This window comes from Actinoplanes sp. NPDC026619 (assembly GCF_040638295.1).
Classification (GTDB): Bacteria; Actinomycetota; Actinomycetes; order Mycobacteriales; family Micromonosporaceae; genus Actinoplanes.
Genome location: NZ_JBEZYA010000005.1, coordinates 210,942 through 230,149, shown reverse-complemented (window position 1 = coordinate 230,149; position 19,208 = coordinate 210,942). Strand labels below are relative to the sequence as shown.

Here is a 19,208-nt window from a genome sequence, read left to right as displayed (position 1 = left end):
CCCTGCTGGGTTCAACCGGTTAGGTCCAGTTAGTTCTGCTGTCGGATGGTTAAGCCGTACTTAAGCGTGGGTTAGGTGAGCCATCCGCTGAGTACGGTGGACGGTGACCCCGGCCCGCCGATCCGCGGAGGACCACAGTGGCTCACGACGTGGCACGGCTGCTGCTCTCCCCGCCGCACAGCGCCGCCCTGCGGGAACTGGCAAGCCGCGCCGTGGCCGAAACCACCGGCGACCGGCTGCACCGCCTCGCCCTGCTCGGCCAGGAACTACCGATCGGGTTACGCCGCGCCCTCGTCGACTTCCGGCTCACCGGCGGCGCCGGCCTGGTCATCGGCGGCCTCCCGCTGCACGACGCCGACCTGGGCGCCAGCCCGCCGGTCGCCACCGAGACGCCACGCCACGACGAACTGGCCCGCGCCGACGCGATGCTGCTGCTGGTCGCGTCGTTCCTCGGATACCCGGTCTCGCAGGCCGGCGTCGACGGCGGCCGGCTCGTGCGCGACATCAGCCCGGCGCCCGGCCACGAGGCCACCCAGCTCGGCTCCAGTTCGTCCGCCGAACTGATGTGGCACACCGAGGACGCCTTCCACCCGCTGCGCCCCGACTGGGTGTGCCTGCTCTGCCTGCGCAACCCCGACCGCACCGCCACCAGCCTCGCCCCGATCGACGACGTGCCGCTCGACGACCGCACCCGGGCGGTGCTGTTCGAACCCCGATTCCTGATCAGACCGGACTCGTCCAACTCGGCCGACTGGCAGCCACACCCCGTCCCGGTGCTCACCGGCGACCGGCAACGGCCGTTCGTGCGCATCGACCCGGCGTTCATGACCGGCAACCCCGCCGACCCGGAAGCGGCCGCCGCCCTGGCCACCCTGGTCGAGGCGGTCGGCGGCCGGCTGCGGGACGTGCCGCTGGCCCCGGGCGAGATCCTGCTCATCGACAACTTCCGCAGCGTCCACGGCCGGCGGCCGTTCACCGCCCGCTACGACGGGCGCGACCGCTGGCTGCGGACCGTCTGCGCGACCGCCGACCTACGCCGCTCCGAGGGACTCCGGACCGGCCGCGCCATCGGCGTTCTTCCATAACTCGGTGAACCGCTCCACCCGATGCCGGGCCGTGTCGTCGTCGAGCACCAGCCGGGTCGTCAGCCGCCGCGGCGCGCCCGGCGCCTCCCGCCGGGTCACCTGGGTCGTGTCGTAACAGATCTGCTCGTCGAAGATCACGTAATCGGACAGGCCGCCGTCCTGCGCCGCCTCCCGATCGGTGCTCACCCGCACCTTGATCCCCGCGCCCCGCTGCATCGCCAGGACCCGGGCGAGCTCCGGCCGGGCCGCCAGCGCCGGCGACTCGACCACGAAGATGCGCCGGATCTCCACCCCGCGCCGCACCGCCGACCGCTGCAGATCCAGATAACGGGCGCCGAGATCGCTGAGCCAGAAACCGGCCTCGAACCCGACATCGTCCTCATGCGTGGTCGCCCAGCTCGCCGCGAACAGCGACCCCGTGACCCCGCGGGTCAGCGCCAGCAGGAACTCCCGGTCCTCCCCGTCGTAGAACAACTCCTGCCCGGCGGAGAGTGCCCGCAACGTGTCGGCCAGCCGCTCCGTCTCACTGCCGGCCAGGAACCGCACCAGCGGCGACGCGCCCGGCGTCACCCGCGCCGACCGGCGGACCACCTCCTTGAGCAGGTCGTGCCGCACTGCGGACTGCTCGATCCCGGACATCAGCTCGGTCGCCTCGCTGACACTCCGGAACCCACGCGCGATCAGCCGGTGCAGGGTGTCGGCCGACTCGCTGTGCCGGCGTTCCGATTCGTTCAGGCGGCGCTCGACATCCGCCCAGTACTGCACCATCAAGGTCACCCCGCCCATCAGGACGGTGACGACCAACTGGTCGGCGAGACTGACGTCGAACGCCTTGTCCAGCAGGCCGGTGATGGTGAAGCTGAGAAACCCGGCCAGCGCCGTCCAGGCGATCTTCCGCGGGAGGTTGGTGCCCTGGGTCATCAGGTGGCCCCCTCTCGCCCCGATGGTAACGGCGGAGCGTCATCGGATGAGTACCGTGAAGAGATGACCGTCGCTACGCAATGGGGAGTGGACGCGGCCGAACGGTCGGCCGCGTACGGGTGCGATGCGCTGAGCCCGGCGCCCGCCGAGCAATGGTTCCGCGGCGTCAGCGTGCGCGCGCCCCGCGACGTCGTGTTCCGCTGGCTGTGCCAGTTGCGCGTCGCACCGTACAGCTACGACTGGGTCGACAACGGCGGCCGCCGCAGCCCACGCACCCTGACCCCCGGCGTCGAGCAACTCGAGATCGGCCAGCGCTGGATGACCATCTTCACCCTCGCCGCCTTCGAACCCGGCGAGTCGCTGACCTTCCGGATGACGGCGCCGGCCGCGATCAAGGCCTTCGGCCCACTGACTTTGACGTACGCGTTGAGCGGCGACACCCGGCTGATCGTCAAGATGAACCTGGGCGTCCACGGCGACAGCCCCGCCCACTGGACCCGGCGTCGCCTGCTCGCCTGGCCCGACCTGGTGATGATGCACCGCCAGCTGACCAACCTGCGCGACCTCGCCGAACACTCCGTCTCAGGGCCGCAGCGCACGTAGGAACGCGACCGCCATCGTGCGCCGGGCCGGAACCACGCGGCCGCTCATGTAAGCGTCGAGCCGCTCGCGTTCCGCACCCGTCAAGGCCAGAGCAATCATTTCGCCGTACGTCGGGACCAGCGGGTTCGGCGCGACCTGCTGGAGCGCCGCCCAGTCGTCGACCGGCTCGGCCGGCACCTCGACCTGCGCCCGGTAGTCCAGCTCCACCGCCGCGAAACCGGCCGTGACCGCCCAGTCCAGCAGGTCGCGCTCGTCGAACTCCATCATCGGCCGCTGCACCTGCTCGGCGGAATTCCGGAACGCGGCGAGAACCTTGGCGAGCAGATCGTCCACCGGCGTGCCCCGCACACCGAACAGCGCCGCGCCGCGCAGCTTGGCGAACCGGTTGATCGGCTCGAACAGCGACAGCCGACCGCCCGGCCGCAGCACCCGGAAGAACTCGGCGAACGCGGCCGCCTTACGGTCCGAATAGATCAGCACCGACCGCATGGTGACGACGTCCACCGAACAGTCAGCGACACCGGCGAGATCCTCGGCCGCACCCGGCACGAAACTGCACCGCTCGTCACCGCCCGCAGTGCGCCGGCACTCGTCGAGCAGATCGTCCGAGACGTCACTGAAGACGACCCGGCCGCGCGGGCCGAGCCGCTCGAGCGCCCCGAACCCGATCAGTCCGGTCCCGCAGCCCACGTCCAGCACCACGTCGTCCGGCTGCAGGTCGGCCCGGCCGAGAACGCCTTCCCGGAAACCCGCCAGGTCGGTGGCGACGCGAGCACGCAGACTCGCACTGTCACCGTCGCGCCGCACCAGCAACCACTGCGCCCACTTGTCGACAGACATCGTGTCACCGTACGGGCCGGCCGTAGCCCAGCAGACCCATGGCGGCGACGTTGGCATCACGCGAGCGGTGCGTCCTGACCAGATGCACCTGCCCGTCGGCGCGCATGGCGGCCAGGGGAGCGGGCCGCTCGCAGGCGCCGACGAGATCCCGGCCGAGGCGTTCAGCAACGCCGTCGACGTCATAGATCACCGAGGTCCGGGCCGCGTAGATCCGATGACGAACGATCCGGAGAAACGTGTTCCCCGACCGCGGGTAGGACGCCACCCAGACGAGCATCCCGCGACCGTAGACGCCGACAATTACTGGATTGCTATTACCGGTAATCCAACAATCCAAGAACGGACATTCGAGGCGGTACATCATAATGACAGTTATGCGCGGCCTGCCGGCATGGCAGAGTCCTGGACGGCCGGGGCCAGGGTGATCCACCCCCTGGCTCGTGGCGCTCAGCGTGAGTCGCGGAGATTGGCGATCAGGCGGCCCGCCAGGGGTGTCGCGGTACGCCGATCAAGCGCGGTCGGCCTTGCCGGGCTTAAGTCGAGTTATGTAGAGTTTCGCTCATGCCACGGATTCCGCACACGTCCCCGCAGACGTTGTTGCTGTTCAGCGCTCTGCTGGACGAGCCGCAGCGCTGGCGGTACGGGTATGACCTGAGCAAAGAGACTGCGCTCGCCTCCGGCACGCTCTACCCGATCCTGATGCGGCTCGCCGAGCAGAAACTGCTCAAGACCGCCTGGGAACCGTCGGACGAGCCGGGCCGCCCGCCGCGCCACCTGTACCGGCTGACCGCCGACGGGGCCGCGCTCGCCGGGCAGCGTCTCGAGGCCAAAGCCGCCAAACCCCGGACCATCGGTCCGGCGATCCAGGCGCGCACCGCATGAACGTCGAGCAGGCCGTCCGAGACAGCGCCGTGCGCCGCATCGCGTACAGCATTCTGGCCGGCGCCGTCCGTGGCCGCCGGGAGCGTGGGGGCGACTGGGGTGAGGCCGTCCTGGCCGAGTTCGCCGAGACGACCGGGGACGCGGAGGCTGTCCGCTGGGCCGCCGGAGGTCTTCGCACGGTGTGGCGCGAGCGCCGGGCTCGCCGCCGGGAGCTGCCGCGGATCGTCCGGATCCGGCGCCGCGCCGTGCTCGTCGTGCTGATCGGCCTGCTGGCCGGGCTGGTCGTCAACCGCTTCGTGCTGACCGTCGGGCGCGTGTGGAGCGGCAGCATGGAGACGAGCTACCTGATCGGCGACCGGTACGTCGTCGATCTTGCGGCCTTCCGGCTCACCGGCGTCCACCGGGGCGACGTCGTCGAGTTCACTATGCCGGGCACCGACCGGCTGGTCATCAAACGCGTCATCGGCCTGCCCGGCGACACCGTCGAGTGCCGCGACGGCCGGGTCCGGCTCAACGGTGCGCCGCTCGACGAGGCGTACCTGTCGCCCGATCCGGACCTCTCGCACACCGCCGACTGCGCCGCGACCACCGTGCCACCGCACCGGCTCTACCTGCTCGGCGACCATCGGATCGTCTCCGAGGACTCTCGGACGTACGGCCCGGTGGACGAGCACGCCCTGCGCGGCCGGATCCTTCTCCGTTTTTAGCCTGCCGGCGTGGGTGGGTCGGACAACTCCCGTGGGCAATCTGTCGAAGTAGCCGCCTGAGGCGGCCGGGGCGGGCTTTCATGGGGAGAAAGGGGGGTTTCTCGTGCCGATCGAACACACCGGGATTGCTGCGCCGGTGCCTGTGGGGCCGACCGTCGTCGAGCTGTCGCGGCGGGCTCGGCTGGCTGTCACGGACGCTTCGATGCTGATCGAGGCGGCGGTCGACGCCGGCTGGGAGAACCCGGACGGCTTCGCCGCCGGGGACCCGCATGCCGCCGTGGACGCGGCGCTCTGGCTGTGGACGCTGAACACCTCGGCGCTGCCGGGTGTCGCCGTGCTGTCCGACGGTGGCGAGGCCGGCTTCGCGCAGCCGGAGGCCCAGGCGGAGGCCCAGGTGGAGGCGGGGGCCTAGGTGGGCCGGAGCGCTGCCCCGGCCCACCCGCCGCGGAGTCAGCGCACCAGGCCGTGCGGGTCGAGCACGTATTTCTTCGCCGCGCCCGAGTCGAAGTCCTGGTAGCCCTGCGGGGCCTGGTCCAGGGGGATCGCCGTGGCGTTGACGTTCTTCGCGATCTGCACCCGGTCGTGCAGGATCGCCATCATCAGGTTGCGGTTGTACTTCATCACCGGGCACTGGCCGGTCACGAAGGAGTGCGACTTCGCCCAGCCCAGGCCCAGCCGCAGCGACAGTGAGCCGACCTTGGCCGCCTCGTCGACGCCGCCGGGGTCGCCGGTGACGTACAGGCCGGGGATGCCGATCGCGCCGCCGGCGCGGGTGACGGTCATCAGGGAGTTGAGCACGGTGGCCGGCATCTCGGTCTGGGCGTCGTCGCCGTGCCCGCGGGCCTCGAAGCCGACCGCGTCCACCGCGGCGTCGACCAGCGGCTCGCCGATCGCCGGGGCGTCGTGGCCGAGGATCTGGTGGATCTGTTCGGCCGGGTCGCCCTCGGCGACGTTCACGGTCTCGCAGCCGAAGCTGCGGGCCTGGGCCAGGCGTTCGGAGTTGAGGTCGCCGACGATCACGACCGCCGCGCCGAGCAGCCAGGCCGAGGTGGCCGCGGCCAGGCCGACCGGGCCGGCGCCGGCGATGTAGACGGTGGAACCGGTGGTGACGCCGGCGCTGACGCAGCCGTGGTAGCCGGTCGGGAAGATGTCCGACAGCATGGTCAGGTCGAGGATCTTCTCCATGGCCTGGTCCCGGTCCGGGAACTTCAGCAGATTCCAGTCGGCGTAGGGGACCAGCACGTACTCCGCCTGCCCGCCGACCCAGCCGCCCATGTCGACGTAGCCGTACGCTGAACCGGGTCGGTCGGGGTTGACGTTGAGGCAGATGCCGGTCTTGCCTTCCTTGCAGTTGCGGCACCGGCCGCAGGCGATGTTGAACGGCACCGAGCAGATGTCGCCCGGTTTGATGAACTCGACGCCCGGCCCGACGTCGATGACTTCGCCGGTGATCTCGTGGCCCAGCACGAGACCTTCCGGAGCGGTGGTGCGGCCGCGGACCATGTGCTGGTCGCTGCCGCAGATGTTGCTGGTCACGGTCCGCAGGATCGCCCCGTGCGGGGTGCGGCGGCCGATGTTGGCCTTGTTGACCCCGGGACCGTCCTTCACCTCGTACGTCGGATAGGCGGTGTCCTGGATTTCGACTTTGCCCGGGCCCTGGTAGACCACTGCGCGATTGGCGGGCATCGTTGCCTCCCATCGTCGTGATGGCGACGGAATGTAACGCCGCCATTACGGGCCACTCTTCGCCGGTGGCCGGGGAAACAGAACCGGCAATACTGCCAAGCCTCGCCCATTGCGACATCAAGGGCTGTCACATCGATCGGGGCCGGCTCGTCCTGGGGAAGTCGACCTTCGAGGAGGGCCTGTGTTCGCCGCCTATATCACCGTCACCGTCCTGGCCGCCTTGTTCACGGGCAGCGCGGCCGTCACCTATCTGATCGGCCACGAGTACCCGAAGACACAGGCCGACATGAAGCGCATACCGCGCTCGTGGGTGCCGGTGCTCGGGTCGTTGCTGGCCGCGGGCACGCTGGGGCTGGTCGCCGGGTTCGCCGTACCGTGGCTGGGGATTGTTGCCTCGGCCGGTCTGGTCCTGTATTTCGTCGGCGCGCTCGTCGCGCACCTGCGGGTGGGCTCGCGCAACCTGGTCGGCTGGGCGGTGTTCTTCACCACCGAGGTCGCCGCCCTGGTCGTGACGCTCCTCTACCGCTGACGCCTCTTCTTTCCCGGCCGAGGGTTGTGTACGTTCGTACGTATCTTGCTCGGCCCTCGGAAGGACCCCCTCGTGGATCGCGCCACGTCTCGCCGCCGGCTCGCCCTGTTCGCGCTGTTCCTGATTCCCGGGCTGGCGCTGTCGTCGTGGGTGACCCGCACGCCGGACATCCGTGACCTGCTCGGGGCGTCCACCGCGGAGATGGGTTTCGTGCTGTTCGGGCTGTCGGCCGGGTCGATGATCGGGATCCTGTCCTCCGGGAAACTGGTCACCCGGTTCGGCACCCGGCCGGTCAGCGGCGCCGCCAGTCTGACCATCGTGGCGTGCACGCCGATCGTCGGGCTCGGCGCGGCGCTGTCGCAGAGCCTCCTGGTGGCGGCCGGGTTGTTCCTGCTCGGGCTGGGGTTCGGGTGCGGCGAGGTGGCGATGAACGTGGACGGCGCCGACGTGGAGCGGATCATCGGCCGGCCGGTGCTGCCGATGATGCACGGCAGCTTCAGCCTCGGCACCGTCATCGGCGCGGTCCTCGGCGTGGTGCTGACCGCGGTGAAGTTCCCGGTGGTGTGGCATCTGGCCGGGATGGCCGTGGTGACGCTGCCGCTGGCGCTGATCGCGCTGCGGTTCGTGCCGTCCGGCACCGGCCGGGAGGAGCGCACCACCGGGAAGGCGCCCGGGCTGGCGGTGTGGCGTGACCGGCGGCTGCTGCTGATCGGCGTGGTCGTGCTGGGCATGGCGCTGACCGAGGGCGCGGCCAACGACTGGCTTCCGCTGATCATGGTGGACGGGCACGGCCTCGACCCGGCGCTCAGCTCCGGCGTCTACGTCGGATTCGTGGCGGCCATGACGGTCGGCCGGTTCACCGGCACGTTCTTCCTGCGACGGTTCGGCCGGGCGGTGGTGATCTGCGCCAGCGCGGTGCTCGGCGCGGCCGGCCTGCTCGTGGTGATCGCCGTCGACTCGCAGGTCGCGGCGGCGGTGGCCGTGCTGCTGTGGGGGCTCGGCTGCGCGCTGGGCTTCCCGGTCGCGTTGTCCGCGGCCGGTGACTCCGGCGCGAGCCCGACCGCCCGGGTGTCGCTGGTCGCCACCGTCGGCTACCTCGCGTTCCTGGTCGGCCCGCCGTCGCTGGGGCTGCTCGGCCAGCACGTCGGGCTGCGTGGCGCGATGCTCGTGGTCCTGGCGTTCCTGGTGTTCGCCGCCCTCGCCGCGCCGGCGCTCGGCGGCCGCCAGCAGCACAGCACCCAAGCGGCCGAAGTTAGGATCTGAGCCCATGCGGCTTCACGTGGGATGCGCGATGTGGTCACACCAGGCCTGGACATCAACCAACCTGCGGACGTACGCCGGGTGGTGCACCGCGGTCGAGGGGAACACCACCTTCTACGCCACCCCGTCCCCGGCGAGCGTGGCGTCCTGGGCCGAGCAGACCCCGCCCGGGTTCCGTTTCGTGTTGAAGCTGCCGAAGGCCGTCACCCACGAGCGGCGGCTGGTCGGCGCGGAGCCGGAGATCCGCCGCTTCATGCAGGTCATGGCCCGGCTGGGCGAGCGCATCGAGGCGTACTGGATCCAGCTGCCGGGTTCGTTCGGCCCGGCCGGCCTGCCGGTTCTGGCCCGCTTCCTGCGGGAGCTGCCGGAGGAGCACCGGTACGCGATCGAGGTCCGTGACCCCGGGTTCTTCCACGAGCCCGGACCGCTGGAGGAGGTCCTGCGGGAGCGGGACGTCGAGTGGGTGCCGTTCGACACGACCGTCTTCTTCGCGAAGGCGCCGACCAGCGACGCCGAACGCGACGCGTGGACGAAGAAGCCCCGCATGCCGCGCCGGGACACCGCGCTGACCGGCCGGCCGATCATCCGTTACCTCGGCCGCGACGACCCGGCCGAGACGGTCGCCGGCTGGCAGCCCTGGGTGCGCACCGCCGCGGCGTGGCTGCGCGAGGGCCGCACCCCCACGGTCTTCCTGCACACCCCGGACAACACGGACGCGCCGGTGCTGGCCCGACGCTTCCACAGTGAGGTCCGGGCCCTGGTGCCGGAGCTGGATCCGCTGCCCGACCCCGAGCCGGTCGAGCAGCCCCTGACCCTGTTCTGACCGCCCGTCAGTTTTTGATCAGCCGCTCGTACGTCGTGCCCTCCGGCGTGTAGATCAGGTCGAAGTCGTCGCCGGCCCCGACCGCGACCCGGAGCAGCCGGGCCAGGACCTCGGTCTCGGCCGGAAGATCAAGGCCCAGAGCCGCAGCCGTACGATCCCGCTGAGCTACCAGGTCGCACCTTAACCGCGGTCAGCGGGTGACCTTCACGGTGGTCTGGGCGGTGGCGCCGGTCTCGTAGCGGGTGCGGACGGTCAGGGTGTGCTTTCCGGTGCGGAGCTTCACGGCGCGGCTGCGGGTGGCGGCGCTGACCGTCACCCAGGCGCCGCTGTCGAGGCGGATGTCGTAGCCGGTCACGGCCGGGTCGCCGGATTTCGCGGCCGGGGCGGTCCACTTCAGGGTGGCCGCGGAGGCGACCTTGGCGTTGTTCGCCGGGGCGGTGATCTTCCCGGCGGTCGCGGTCCAGGTGCGGGTCACGGTGATCGTGCCGGTGGTCGGGTTCGAGGCGGTGCCGGTCGCGTCGTAGGAGCGGACCGCGACGGTGTGGGTGCCGCGGGACAGGGTCAGGGCCAGCTTCGTGGCGGTGACGGTCTTGGTGGCGCCGTCGACGGTGACCGTGTATTTCGACGCGCCGGTGACGGCCTGCCAGCGCAGCATCGTCGTGGTGCCGGGCTGGGCCGGGAAGGTGACCTGCGGGCCGCCCGCCGTCGTGGAGCCGGCGGTGAAGGTCCTCGACCGGGTGGCGCTGACGCCGCCCTGGGTGCCGATCGTGGCGATGGTGGCCGTGTGGCTGCCGGCCGTCAGCGTCAGCGGCCAGCTCGTCCGGCCGGGCGCCACCACGTACCGCTGGTTGTCGACGATGAGCAGGTACCCGCCGATGGCGGCGGCGTCGATCGCCGGGGCGGTCCAGGTGGTCGCGCTGGTCAGGGTGGGGGCGGTGACCGTGTCGGTGCTGGCGGCGCGCAGGTGCACCACGGCGCCGGTCGCGCTGATCGAGTCGGTGAGCACGTCGTAGCCGGTGCCGGGCAGGGCCATCGCGTGGCCGGCGGGCAGCGACGCCGGGCCCAGGTCGGTGTCGTCGGTGTAGTGCAGGACGGCCAGCAGCGTGGACAGGCCGGTGCTGTCGTCGGACTGGCGGACCTGCACGCCCGGTGACGGGTCGCCGGCCTCGCCCGCTCCGGTGGTGGCCGGCCGGTATTCGACGTAGTAGGTGTTGCCGCCGCCGGTGACCTTCACGGCGCGGACACCGGAACGGGTGAGGCGGGGCGCGAGGGTGACGCGTACGCCGGTGGCCGGGGTGACCGAGTCGAGCAGGCCGAGTTCGTCGGCTTTGGCGGCGTTCAGGCCGTTGCCGTCGCCGTAGCGGGCGTACCCCATCACGTCGTAGTCGCCGTACTCGACGTCCTCGCAGGTGGCGCCGGTCAGCGCGTACGTGCAGGTCTGGTCGCCGGAGTGGTTGAGGCCGAGGTTGTGGCCGAACTCGTGCTCGAGCGCGTCGGCGTACGTGTAGCCGTTGACCCAGATGATGTTGCCGGGGGTGTAGGCCAGGCCGGTCCAGGAGCAGGTGCTGGCGCCCTTGGCCATGTAGACGACCAGGTGGTCGCGGCCGTCGAAGCTGTCCTCGGTGCGCCCGAGCGCGGTGAGGGCGGCGTTCTTCCACGCGTCGATGTCGCACTTGCCGGTGTTGATCGGCGCGGTGACCCAGTCGTGCACGCTGATGCTCGTGTCGGGGACGGTGAGCGCGCCGGAGCTCTGCGCGGACCAGAAGTCGCCGAGCTGACGGGCCTCCTGCCGCAGCGCGGTGACGGTGGTGCCGTCGCTCACTGCGGCGCTGACCGGCACGATCGTCACCGAGTGCGCGCCGGTCAGGGATGAGGGCATCGCGGCTGCGGTCGCGGTCGCGGCGGTGACCGCGGCGCTGCCGTCCTGCACAGCGTCTGCGACTGCGGTGGCGGTGCCGGTCGCGCCGCGCACGGTGGCGGTGACCTGCTGCCCGGGGGTGAGGCCGCGGCTGACCGCCGCACCGACCGGCACCGTCTGCCCGCCCATCACCAGGACCGGCTGAGCGGTGGCGTCGGCCAGCACGGTGTACGTCGCGGGCACGTGCGCCACCGGTTCCGCGTGGGCGGGAGCGGCGGCGGTGAGGCCGGCGAGCAGGGCTGCGGCGCCGGCGGCGGCAGTACGAGCGATCATGGGTGCACCTCCGACCGCGAGAGATCGGCGGCGCCCGGGGCGGCCTGAGCATTCCCCCGGGTGCCGACCGGTATCGTCGGGGACTCGGCGGTAGGACGGAGCGGCATGGACGACCAGCGGTGGATGGGCCACGCCGTGGCGCTTGCGCACCGGTCGCCGCGGTCGGCGAGCGCGTTCGCGGTCGGCGCGGTGATCGTCGACGACACCGGCGTGACGATCGCCGAGGGCTGGTCGCGCGACACCGACCCGCTCGTGCACGCGGAGGAGTCGGCGCTTCTGAGAGCGGCCGGCGACGCGCGGCTGCGGTCGGCGACGCTGTACAGCACGCTCGAGCCCTGCTCGAAGCGGGCGCACCGGCCGGATGCCACCTGCACGGCGCTGATCCTGGCGGCGCGGATCCCGCGGGTGGTGATCGCGTGGCGGGAGCCGGACGTGTTCGTCACCTGCGAGGGCGTGGCGTTGCTGATCGCCGCGGGGGTCGAGGTGCTGGAGGCGCCGCAGTTCGCGGCGGCGGCCCGGGCGGTGAACGCGCACCTGCCGGGTATCTGATTTCCGGCCGGAAATCCGGTTGTGGGAGACTCGCCGCCGTGGGTGACACCGAAGGGCTGCTGAGTGCCCGCGATCTCGTGCCCGCCGCGGGCGGCGAGTGGCACGGGTTGCTGTTCGACAATTCCGCCGTGGGTCTGCCGCCGGCGCTGACCTGGACGTTCCGGGTGCCGTTCGAGCCGGTCGCCGGCCGGGCCGCCGGGCTGACCGTGGAGTGGCTGCCGTTGCCGGCGAAGAGCTGGCGGGACCTGTCCGGGTTGTCGGCCGGGAGCGAATCGTTCGCCGAGCCGGCCGAGGCGAGCATCCACCACGCGGGCCACTACCGCTACGACCGGGTCGAGTTGCGGGTGACCGAGCAGGACGGCCCGCGCATCCGGGTCGCGGTGACACTGGGCGGCGACATCGACGGCCTCGGCCCGGCTGAGATCGCCGCCGAGGCGTGGGTGACATTCGCGGGCATCGACGTGCAGCTCGGTGGCGCCGATTCGGCGGCCGGCGCGCTGGGGCGGCTGGCCGAGTTCACCGACACCGACGGCCTGGCCGAGGTGCCGGACCCGCGCGGGATCGCCTTCCGGTACGCCCCTGGTTGAGAGCCGTCCCCCGTGAGCGTCCGGAATGGACGATCATCGCAGGGAATGTCGTATGGTCGCGGGATGGCTGCCGATGTCGTCGTTCTCCCGGGTCGCATGGCCGGCACGTGGTCGCCGCTGCCGCTGTACACCAGCAAGGTGGCCGAGGAGCGCGGCGCCACGGTGCACCGGCACGAGTGGACCTGCGCCCCGCCGGCCGAGCCCGAGCGGCTCGGCTGGGTGCGGGGCGAGGTGGGGCCGCTGCTCGACAAGATCGGCGGCCGGCCGCTGGTGATCGCGAAGTCGCTCGGCACCAACGCGGCGGCGGTGGCGGCGGAGCGGGATCTGCCGGCGATCTGGCTGACCCCGCTGCTGCATCTGCCGCACGTGGTGACCGCCCTGGGCCGGGCGACCGCCCCATTCCTGCTGGTCGGCGGCGACGCCGACACCGCCTGGGACGCTGACGTGGCGCGCCGGCTCACCCCGCACGTGTTCGAGGTGCCCGGCGCCGACCACGGCCTGTACGTTCCGGGCCCGGTGTCCGCGTCGATCGCCGTGCTGAGCCGGGTGGTGGAGGCGACCGAGGAGTTCTTCGACGAGATCGGCTGGCCCAAGAACCCTTAGAACAGCAGGTGCCAGTCGAGGCCGTGCCAGTGCTGCACCGGGGCGCCGGTGACGGTCGGCGCCCCGTCGGCGGGCCAGTCGCCGGTGACGGCGAGCCCGGCGATGCCGGCGCTGCGGCCCGGGCCGGGTTCGGCGCCGGTCAGCGCGGCGACGACGCCGGCCGGGGTGAGCACGGTGGCCGGGCCGAGCCGGGCGCCGGGCCGGCCGGTGAGGGCGGCGGCGGTGTCGGTGGCCTCGTCGAAGTCGCGGCGGGCGGCCAGGTCGACCGGCGACGCCAGCATCCGGGCCAGCGAGCGGGCCAGGTGCCGGTCGGCGGGCAGCAGCCCGGCCAGCCCCGGCGCGGCCGGGCGCCCGCCGGTGTCGTCGAACGTGGCCGTCCACTCCAGGCCGCTGGTGCGGGTGCCGGCCGGGGAGGTGGTGGCGGCCCACACCGCGGCGCGGAAGATCCCGTTGGCGAGGCGCCCGTCCGGGTCGTCGATGAGTTGTTCGAGGGCGTGCGCGGCGATCAGGCCGAGGTCCCGTTCGATCTCGACGCTGCCGGCACCGCGTTCGACCCGGTACTCCAGTTTCCCGTCGTCCGCGACGACCAGCAGGAACGCGTCGAGGTAGAGGTCGTTGCGGATCTCGCCGTACAGGCAGGCGCGGGGTGCGGCGGGGTCGTCGCCGATGATGCCGCAGACGATGTCGTCGCGCAGCCGGCGGTGCTGGTCGTCGACCACGGCACTGGTGCGCGGCTGCGGCGGTCGGTAGGTGGCGTATTCACGGAAGCGCATGGCCGCATGCTGGCACCGGCGGTCGGCGGGAAGTCGCACCAGCAGTCCGCCGGGTATTTCGGTGTCGCGGAACGCCGGCCGCGGCGATACTGGCGCGCGGCAGGCGAACGAGGCGAAGAGGGTGGGAAACAGATGAGCCGGACGATCCGTGTCACCGTGCGGGGCGTGTTCGACGGGCTCAGCGAGTCGCAGCTCGCCGAGCTGGTCGCCGAGCAGGCCGACCACGACTTCCTGCACACCGCGTACACCGCGGACGGCTATCTGGCGTACGACCTGCCGGCCCGCCCGTTCTTCACGTTCCGGTTCGCCGACCACGTCGACGAGGAGAACCAGATCCCGCAGGCGGCCGCCCGCGCTGAGGCCAAGGCGGCGGCGTGGATGGCCGGCCGCGGTTACCCGGTGAAGGATCTGACCTCGCAGACCGTCGACATGTCGGTCGTGCCGCTGGGCAAGCGGGGCCGCCGCGAGGCCGACAAATCGCTTGCCCGCCCACCGAAGCTCTGATGAGCTGACACAGCAACCACCGCCGAGAGCGAAAGGAAACCGAGATGCGCGCTGCGTTCATGTCCGACCTGGAAGGAATCCGGCTCACCGTGAGGGACATGACGCTTGCACACGCTCAATCTCGGGATCCTGGCGCACGTCGACGCCGGTAAGACCAGTCTCACCGAGCGGCTGCTGTTCGCCGCCGGTGTCATCGACGAACTCGGCAGTGTCGACGGCGGCAGCACCCGCACCGACACTCTCGAGCTGGAACGCCGCCGCGGCATCACGATCAAATCCGCGGTGGTGTCGTTCCGGCTGCGCGACACCACGGTCAATCTGATCGACACGCCCGGCCACCCGGACTTCATCGCCGAGGTGGAACGGGTCCTCGGCGTGCTCGACGGCGCCGTGCTGGTGATCTCCGCGGTCGAGGGGGTGCAGGCCCAGACCCGGGTTCTCGCCCGCACGCTGCACCGGCTGCGGATCCCCACCCTGATCTTCGTCAACAAGATCGACCGGGGCGGCGCGCGCCACGGTGGCGTCCTGGACGAGATCGCCGCCCGGATCAGCCCGTCGATCGTCCCGATGAGCACGGTCGAGGCGATCGGCACGAAACGGGCGGCCGTGGTGGCCGAGACCGACTGGCTGCGGCTGGCCGATCACGACGACGCCGTCCTGGCCGCCCTGATCGAGGACCGCCCGCCGCCGCCGCCGCGCGCCCGGGACAAGATCCACCCGGTTTATTTCGGGTCGGCGATCACCGGCGCGGGCATCGACAACCTGATCGACGGCATCACCACGCTGCCCACCGGGCCCGGCGGGGACACCGGCGCCAGCGGCACCGTGTTCAAGGTCGAGCGGGGCCCGGCCGGGGAGAAGGTCGCCTACCTGCGGATGTTCGCCGGCACGTTGCGGCTGCGCGACACGGTCGGCGTGGACCGGGTGACCGGCATCCAGGTGTTCGCCGACGGCGTGGCCCGGCCGGCCGACCAGATCCGGGCGGGTCAGATCGGCACGGTCCGCGGGCTGACGAAAATCAAGATCGGGGACCCGGTCGGCGTACGGCATCAAGCAGCGCGGCAGGCGCATTTCGCCCCGCCCAGCCTGGAGACCGCGGTGCTCGCGTCCCGCCGTGCCGATCTGCACGCTGCCCTGGCCGATCTGGCGGAACAGGATCCGCTGATCAACCTGCGGCAGGACGACGAACGGCGCGAGGTGTACGCGTCGCTCTACGGCGAGGTGCAGAAGGAGGTCATCCAGGCGACGCTGGCCGAGCAGTACGGCATCGAGGTGACGTTCCGGGAGACCACCACCCTGCACATCGAGCGCCCGGCGGGCACGGGGGAGGCGGTCGAGTTCAACAAGGTCGACCCGAATCCGTTCCTGGCCACGGTCGGCCTGCGGGTCGGGCCGGCGGACCAGCCGGGGGTCACGTTCGGGCTGGAGGTGGAGCCGGGGTCGATGCCGGCGGCGTTCTTCGTCGCGGTCGAGCAGAGCGTGCGGGAGACGCTGCGGCAGGGCCTGCACGGCTGGCCGGTCCCCGACTGCCGGGTGGTGATGACCCGCTCGGGGTATTCGGCGCGGCAGAGTCACGCGCACGGGGTGTTCGACAAGAGCATGTCGTCGACGGCCGGCGACTTCCGCAACGTGACACCGCTGGTGCTGATGGCGGCGCTGCGCCGGGCGGGCACGGTGGTGCACGAGCCGATCCACGCGTTCCGCGCCGAGGTGCCGCCGGACACGGTCCCGGCGGTGCTGCCCCTGCTGGCCCGGTTGCGGGCCATCCCGCTGGAGACCGGCCCGGCCGGGATCGACGGGTTGGTCCCGGCGGCGATGGTGCACGAACTGCAGCGGCGGCTGCCCGCCCTGACCCGCGGCGAAGGTGTGCTGGACAGCGCCTTCGACCACTGGGCGCCGGTGCGTGGCCCGGCCCCGTGCCGGGAACGGACCGGCCCGGATCCCCTCGACCGCAAGGAGTACCTGTTGCGCGTGGTGCGCCGCGCCGGAGCCCGGGAGGCGTCATGACGTTGCGCGAGGGGGAGCTGGACGTCTCCGAGGCCATGGTCCGCGCCCTGGTCGCCGCGCAGTTCCCGGCGTGGGCCGGGCGCACGCTGCGGCCGGTCCGGGCGGGCGGCACCGACAACTACATGTTCCGGCTGGGTGACGACCTGGTGGTGCGGCTGCCCCGGATGCCTTACGGCGGCGACACGGTCCGCATGGAGCACCGCTGGCTGCCGTACCTGGCCCCGCACCTGCCGCTGGCCATCCCGGAGCCGGTGGGTCTGGGCCGGCCCGGCGCGGGTTATCCGCTGCCGTGGTCGGTCTACCGGTGGCGGCCCGGCGACCACCGGATCGGTGACCTGGCCGCGGCGGCGCGGGCCCTGGGCGGTTTCGTGGCGGCCCTGCAGCGGGTGCCGGTTCCGGCCGAAGCCCCGCCGGCCTACCGGGGCGGCTCCTATGCCGGCGCGGATCCGGGCATGCGGGAGGCGCTGCGCGACCTCGACGCCCCGGGCGCGGAGAAACGGTGGGACGCGGCCCTGGAACTGCCCGGCTGGGACGGGCCGCCGGTGTGGCTGCACAGCGACCTGCTGCCGACGAACATCCTGTTCCGCGGCGGCGCCGTCGACGCGGTGATCGACTTCGGGTGTGCCGGGGTCGGGGATCCGGCGTGCGACCTGATGGTGGCCTGGTCGATGTTCAACCCGGCATCGCGGCGGGTCCTGCGCGAGCAGTTGGCGGTCGACGACGTGACCTGGGAGCGGGGCCGCGGCTGGGCGCTGGTCTTCGGGCTGGGCGCGTGGCACTACTACCGCGACCGTAAGCCGGCGTTCGCCGCGCTGGGCCGGCGCACCGTCGAGCAGACATCGATGACCCCCTGACGGATGTCATGGTCAGGAGATGACGCGCGGCCCCCGGTCCGGCAACCGGGGGCCGCCAGGATGATTGCCATGACCCTCACCGCTACCCCCGGTACTGCCCAGCCGGGCACCGCCGACCTGGCCGTCGACCTCGACGGCGTGGTCAAACGTTTCGGCGCCGTGACCGCCGTCGACGGCATCAACCTGCGCATCCGCCCCGGCGAGATCGTTGCGCTGCTCGGCCCGAACGGGGCCGGCAAGACCACCACGGTCGACATGCTGCTGGGGCTGGCCCAGCCCACCGAGGGCACCGTGCGGGTGTACGGGCGCAAGCCGCACGACGCGGTCGCGCTCGGCCTGGTCTCGGCGGTCATGCAGACCGGCGGGCTGCTGAAGGACTACACGGTCGAGGAGACCGTGAGGCTGACCGCGGTGCTGTTCGGCAAGCCGCCGTCGGTCGTCGGTGAGGCCCTGGAGCGGGCCGGGATCGCCGACATCGGCAAACGCCTGGTGGGCAAGTGCTCGGGTGGGCAGCAGCAGCGGCTGCGGTTCGCGATGGCCCTGCTGCCCGACCCGGAGCTGCTGATCCTCGACGAGCCGACGACCGGCATGGACGTGGGTGGGCGGCACGACTTCTGGCAGGCGATCCGCCGGGACGCCCAGGGCGGCCGCACCGTCATCTTCGCCACCCATTACCTGGAGGAGGCCGACGCGTACGCCGACCGGGTGGTGTTCGTGCGCCGCGGCCAGATCGTCGCCGACGGCACCGCGTCGGAGGTCAAGGCCCTGGCGTCCGGCCGTACCGTGCGGGCGACCCTGCCCGGCGCGGTCGCCTCGCAGCTCGAGTCCATCGCGGGGGTGGACACGGCCGAGGTCCGCGGCGACACCGTCTATCTGCACGGGCGTGACACCGACCCGATCGCCCGCTACCTGCTGACCGAGACACCCGCGCGGGACCTGGAGATCACCTCGCGCAACCTGGAAGAAGCGTTCCTGACCCTGACCGCCGACTCCCCGGAGGCCTCGAAATGACCACTGCCGCGCTTTTGGAAAAGAGAAGCCTGCCCCGCTTCGGTGGCTTCACCGTCGGCATGATCGGCCTGGAGCTGCGGCGGATGATGCGCAACAAGCGCACCGTCATCTTCACCCTCGTCATGCCTGCGGTGCTCTTCCTGCTGTTCGGCACCAACGCGAGCAACCGCACCGAACGGGTCGGCGGCGGCAACGTCACCGGCTACATCCTGGTCAGCATGGCGGCCTACGGGGCGATGCTGGCCACCACCAGCGGCGGGGCGATGGTCAGCATCGAACGCGCCGCCGGGTGGAGCCGGCAGCTTCGTCTGACCCCGCTCAAACCCGTCGCGTACATCGCGGTGAAGCTTGTCATTGCGATGATCATCGGCCTGGTGTCGGTGGTGGCGGCGTTCGCGGTGGGGTCGGTATCGGGGGCGGAGCTGCCGGCTCACGCCTGGATCCTGTGCGGCCTGCTGGCCTGGGTGTGCTCCCTGGTGTTCGCGGCGTTCGGCCTGTTCATGGGTTACCTGCTGCCCAGTGAGAACGTGATGCAGATCCTCGGCCCGGTGCTCGGTGTGCTGTCGTTCGCCGGTGGCCTGTTCGCCCCGGTCGACACGTTCGGCCACACGTTCGCCACGATCGCCAAGTTCACCCCGGTGTACGGCGTCGGCGAGATCGCCCGCTACCCGCTGGTGCACGACGGCACCCTGTGGGCGGCGGTCCTGAACGTGGTCGTCTGGACCACGTTGTTCTCCCTCGGCGCGATGTGGCGGTTCCGCCGCGACACCGCCCGCGTCTGAGACTGGGATAC

General features: G+C 71.8%; 22 protein-coding genes. 16 read left to right on the top strand and 6 right to left on the bottom strand.

The window, feature by feature from the left end; genetic code table 11:
- Nucleotides 1-137: 137 nt before the first annotated feature.
- A complete protein-coding gene (locus AB0E90_RS14060; RefSeq protein ID WP_360403865.1) occupies nt 138-1,085 on the top strand; it encodes a TauD/TfdA family dioxygenase in 948 nt (315 codons plus the stop codon).
- Here AB0E90_RS14060 and AB0E90_RS14055 read toward each other — a convergent pair.
- A complete protein-coding gene (locus AB0E90_RS14055) occupies nt 1,032-2,006 on the bottom strand; it encodes a DUF6879 family protein (RefSeq protein ID WP_360403862.1) in 975 nt (324 codons plus the stop codon). The two genes, AB0E90_RS14060 and AB0E90_RS14055, sit on opposite strands and share 54 nt — an antisense overlap.
- 63 nt (nt 2,007-2,069) lie before the next feature.
- On the opposite strand from AB0E90_RS14055, the gene AB0E90_RS14050 reads away from it, so the two are divergent.
- The gene (locus AB0E90_RS14050; RefSeq protein WP_360403859.1) at nt 2,070-2,609 is read left to right on the top strand and encodes a hypothetical protein; all 540 of its coding nucleotides are present in this window, start codon (nt 2,070-2,072) and stop codon (nt 2,607-2,609) included.
- On the opposite strand, the gene AB0E90_RS14045 is transcribed toward AB0E90_RS14050, so the two are convergent.
- Together AB0E90_RS14045 and AB0E90_RS14040 are read right to left on the bottom strand one after the other, a co-directional pair.
- Nucleotides 2,589-3,449 (bottom strand): class I SAM-dependent methyltransferase, encoded by an 861-nt coding sequence (locus tag AB0E90_RS14045; RefSeq protein WP_360403856.1) that lies wholly within the window; start codon nt 3,447-3,449, stop codon nt 2,589-2,591. The genes AB0E90_RS14050 and AB0E90_RS14045 overlap by 21 nt on opposite strands.
- A gap of 4 nt (nt 3,450-3,453) precedes the next feature.
- The gene (locus tag AB0E90_RS14040; RefSeq protein WP_360403853.1) at nt 3,454-3,726 is read right to left on the bottom strand and encodes a hypothetical protein; all 273 of its coding nucleotides are present in this window, start codon (nt 3,724-3,726) and stop codon (nt 3,454-3,456) included.
- Nucleotides 3,727-4,010: 284 nt separating this feature from the next.
- Here AB0E90_RS14040 and AB0E90_RS14035 point away from each other — a divergent pair, with 284 nt between their 5' ends.
- The 3 genes from AB0E90_RS14035 to AB0E90_RS14025 all read left to right on the top strand — a co-directional run bounded on the left by AB0E90_RS14035 (nt 4,011) and on the right by AB0E90_RS14025 (nt 5,450).
- Entirely contained in the window at nt 4,011-4,331 is a 321-nt protein-coding gene (locus AB0E90_RS14035; RefSeq protein WP_360403850.1) for a PadR family transcriptional regulator, read from the top strand.
- Nucleotides 4,328-5,038, top strand: a complete 711-nt coding sequence (gene lepB, locus AB0E90_RS14030) for a signal peptidase I (protein WP_360403847.1) — start codon at nt 4,328-4,330, stop codon at nt 5,036-5,038. The genes AB0E90_RS14035 and lepB overlap by 4 nt, the downstream gene beginning before the upstream one ends.
- 103 nt (nt 5,039-5,141) lie before the next feature.
- Complete coding sequence (locus AB0E90_RS14025; RefSeq protein ID WP_360403844.1) at nt 5,142-5,450, top strand: hypothetical protein; 309 nt, start codon at nt 5,142-5,144, stop codon at nt 5,448-5,450.
- A gap of 38 nt (nt 5,451-5,488) precedes the next feature.
- Here the strand turns inward: AB0E90_RS14025 and fdhA are convergent, their stop codons facing one another.
- Nucleotides 5,489-6,724 carry a formaldehyde dehydrogenase, glutathione-independent gene (gene fdhA, locus AB0E90_RS14020; protein ID WP_360403841.1) on the bottom strand — a complete coding sequence of 412 codons (1,236 nt, stop codon included), beginning with the start codon at nt 6,722-6,724 and terminating at the stop codon, nt 5,489-5,491.
- Nucleotides 6,725-6,905: 181 nt separating this feature from the next.
- On the opposite strand from fdhA, the gene AB0E90_RS14015 reads away from it, so the two are divergent.
- The 3 genes from AB0E90_RS14015 to AB0E90_RS14005 all read left to right on the top strand — a co-directional run bounded on the left by AB0E90_RS14015 (nt 6,906) and on the right by AB0E90_RS14005 (nt 9,336).
- A complete protein-coding gene (locus tag AB0E90_RS14015) occupies nt 6,906-7,253 on the top strand; it encodes a DoxX family protein (RefSeq protein WP_360403838.1) in 348 nt (115 codons plus the stop codon).
- A 72-nt stretch (nt 7,254-7,325) separates the two neighbouring features.
- The gene (locus AB0E90_RS14010; protein ID WP_360403835.1) at nt 7,326-8,516 is read left to right on the top strand and encodes an MFS transporter; all 1,191 of its coding nucleotides are present in this window, start codon (nt 7,326-7,328) and stop codon (nt 8,514-8,516) included.
- A 4-nt stretch (nt 8,517-8,520) separates the two neighbouring features.
- A complete protein-coding gene (locus tag AB0E90_RS14005) occupies nt 8,521-9,336 on the top strand; it encodes a DUF72 domain-containing protein (RefSeq protein WP_360403832.1) in 816 nt (271 codons plus the stop codon).
- A 190-nt stretch (nt 9,337-9,526) separates the two neighbouring features.
- Here AB0E90_RS14005 and AB0E90_RS14000 read toward each other — a convergent pair whose 3' ends face one another.
- On the bottom strand, nt 9,527-11,527 hold the full coding sequence (locus AB0E90_RS14000; RefSeq protein ID WP_360403830.1) for a M66 family metalloprotease: 2,001 nt from the start codon (nt 11,525-11,527) through the stop codon (nt 9,527-9,529).
- Between the two features lie 105 nt (nt 11,528-11,632).
- On the opposite strand from AB0E90_RS14000, the gene AB0E90_RS13995 reads away from it, so the two are divergent.
- From AB0E90_RS13995 to AB0E90_RS13985, 3 genes are all read left to right on the top strand, one after another.
- Nucleotides 11,633-12,076 carry a deaminase gene (locus AB0E90_RS13995; RefSeq protein WP_360403827.1) on the top strand — a complete coding sequence of 148 codons (444 nt, stop codon included), beginning with the start codon at nt 11,633-11,635 and terminating at the stop codon, nt 12,074-12,076.
- Nucleotides 12,077-12,114: 38 nt separating this feature from the next.
- The gene (locus AB0E90_RS13990) at nt 12,115-12,663 is read left to right on the top strand and encodes a hypothetical protein (RefSeq protein ID WP_360403824.1); all 549 of its coding nucleotides are present in this window, start codon (nt 12,115-12,117) and stop codon (nt 12,661-12,663) included.
- Nucleotides 12,664-12,726: 63 nt separating this feature from the next.
- The gene (locus AB0E90_RS13985) at nt 12,727-13,266 is read left to right on the top strand and encodes an alpha/beta hydrolase (protein ID WP_360403821.1); all 540 of its coding nucleotides are present in this window, start codon (nt 12,727-12,729) and stop codon (nt 13,264-13,266) included.
- Here AB0E90_RS13985 and AB0E90_RS13980 read toward each other — a convergent pair.
- The gene (locus tag AB0E90_RS13980; RefSeq protein ID WP_360403818.1) at nt 13,263-14,039 is read right to left on the bottom strand and encodes a hypothetical protein; all 777 of its coding nucleotides are present in this window, start codon (nt 14,037-14,039) and stop codon (nt 13,263-13,265) included. The genes AB0E90_RS13985 and AB0E90_RS13980 overlap by 4 nt on opposite strands.
- A gap of 132 nt (nt 14,040-14,171) precedes the next feature.
- On the opposite strand from AB0E90_RS13980, the gene AB0E90_RS13975 reads away from it, so the two are divergent.
- From AB0E90_RS13975 to AB0E90_RS13955, 5 genes are all read left to right on the top strand, one after another.
- Nucleotides 14,172-14,543, top strand: a complete 372-nt coding sequence (locus AB0E90_RS13975) for a DUF6204 family protein (RefSeq protein ID WP_360403815.1) — start codon at nt 14,172-14,174, stop codon at nt 14,541-14,543.
- Nucleotides 14,544-14,648: 105 nt separating this feature from the next.
- Nucleotides 14,649-16,550, top strand: coding sequence for a translation factor GTPase family protein (locus AB0E90_RS13970; protein ID WP_360403812.1), 1,902 nt, complete (start codon nt 14,649-14,651; stop codon nt 16,548-16,550).
- Nucleotides 16,547-17,404, top strand: coding sequence for an aminoglycoside phosphotransferase family protein (locus tag AB0E90_RS13965; RefSeq protein ID WP_360403810.1), 858 nt, complete (start codon nt 16,547-16,549; stop codon nt 17,402-17,404). The genes AB0E90_RS13970 and AB0E90_RS13965 overlap by 4 nt, the downstream gene beginning before the upstream one ends.
- Nucleotides 17,405-17,473: 69 nt before the next feature.
- The gene (locus AB0E90_RS13960; protein WP_360403807.1) at nt 17,474-18,415 is read left to right on the top strand and encodes an ABC transporter ATP-binding protein; all 942 of its coding nucleotides are present in this window, start codon (nt 17,474-17,476) and stop codon (nt 18,413-18,415) included.
- Nucleotides 18,412-19,197, top strand: coding sequence for an ABC transporter permease (locus tag AB0E90_RS13955; protein WP_360403804.1), 786 nt, complete (start codon nt 18,412-18,414; stop codon nt 19,195-19,197). The genes AB0E90_RS13960 and AB0E90_RS13955 overlap by 4 nt, the downstream gene beginning before the upstream one ends.
- Nucleotides 19,198-19,208: the final 11 nt, after the last annotated feature.

Coding starts and splice junctions, on each gene's coding strand:
- AB0E90_RS13980 (WP_360403818.1), bottom strand. CDS start 14,039: ATGCGCTTCCGTGAATACGCCACCTACCGACCGCCGCAGCCGCGCACC.
- AB0E90_RS14050 (WP_360403859.1), top strand. CDS start 2,070: ATGACCGTCGCTACGCAATGGGGAGTGGACGCGGCCGAACGGTCGGCC.
- AB0E90_RS14005 (WP_360403832.1), top strand. CDS start 8,521: ATGCGGCTTCACGTGGGATGCGCGATGTGGTCACACCAGGCCTGGACA.
- AB0E90_RS14035 (WP_360403850.1), top strand. CDS start 4,011: ATGCCACGGATTCCGCACACGTCCCCGCAGACGTTGTTGCTGTTCAGC.
- AB0E90_RS13960 (WP_360403807.1), top strand. CDS start 17,474: ATGACCCTCACCGCTACCCCCGGTACTGCCCAGCCGGGCACCGCCGAC.
- AB0E90_RS13995 (WP_360403827.1), top strand. CDS start 11,633: ATGGACGACCAGCGGTGGATGGGCCACGCCGTGGCGCTTGCGCACCGG.
- AB0E90_RS14055 (WP_360403862.1), bottom strand. CDS start 2,006: ATGACCCAGGGCACCAACCTCCCGCGGAAGATCGCCTGGACGGCGCTG.
- AB0E90_RS13985 (WP_360403821.1), top strand. CDS start 12,727: ATGGCTGCCGATGTCGTCGTTCTCCCGGGTCGCATGGCCGGCACGTGG.
- AB0E90_RS13965 (WP_360403810.1), top strand. CDS start 16,547: ATGACGTTGCGCGAGGGGGAGCTGGACGTCTCCGAGGCCATGGTCCGC.
- AB0E90_RS13955 (WP_360403804.1), top strand. CDS start 18,412: ATGACCACTGCCGCGCTTTTGGAAAAGAGAAGCCTGCCCCGCTTCGGT.
- AB0E90_RS13975 (WP_360403815.1), top strand. CDS start 14,172: ATGAGCCGGACGATCCGTGTCACCGTGCGGGGCGTGTTCGACGGGCTC.
- AB0E90_RS14045 (WP_360403856.1), bottom strand. CDS start 3,449: ATGTCTGTCGACAAGTGGGCGCAGTGGTTGCTGGTGCGGCGCGACGGT.
- AB0E90_RS14000 (WP_360403830.1), bottom strand. CDS start 11,527: ATGATCGCTCGTACTGCCGCCGCCGGCGCCGCAGCCCTGCTCGCCGGC.
- lepB (WP_360403847.1), top strand. CDS start 4,328: ATGAACGTCGAGCAGGCCGTCCGAGACAGCGCCGTGCGCCGCATCGCG.
- AB0E90_RS14040 (WP_360403853.1), bottom strand. CDS start 3,726: ATGCTCGTCTGGGTGGCGTCCTACCCGCGGTCGGGGAACACGTTTCTC.
- fdhA (WP_360403841.1), bottom strand. CDS start 6,724: ATGCCCGCCAATCGCGCAGTGGTCTACCAGGGCCCGGGCAAAGTCGAA.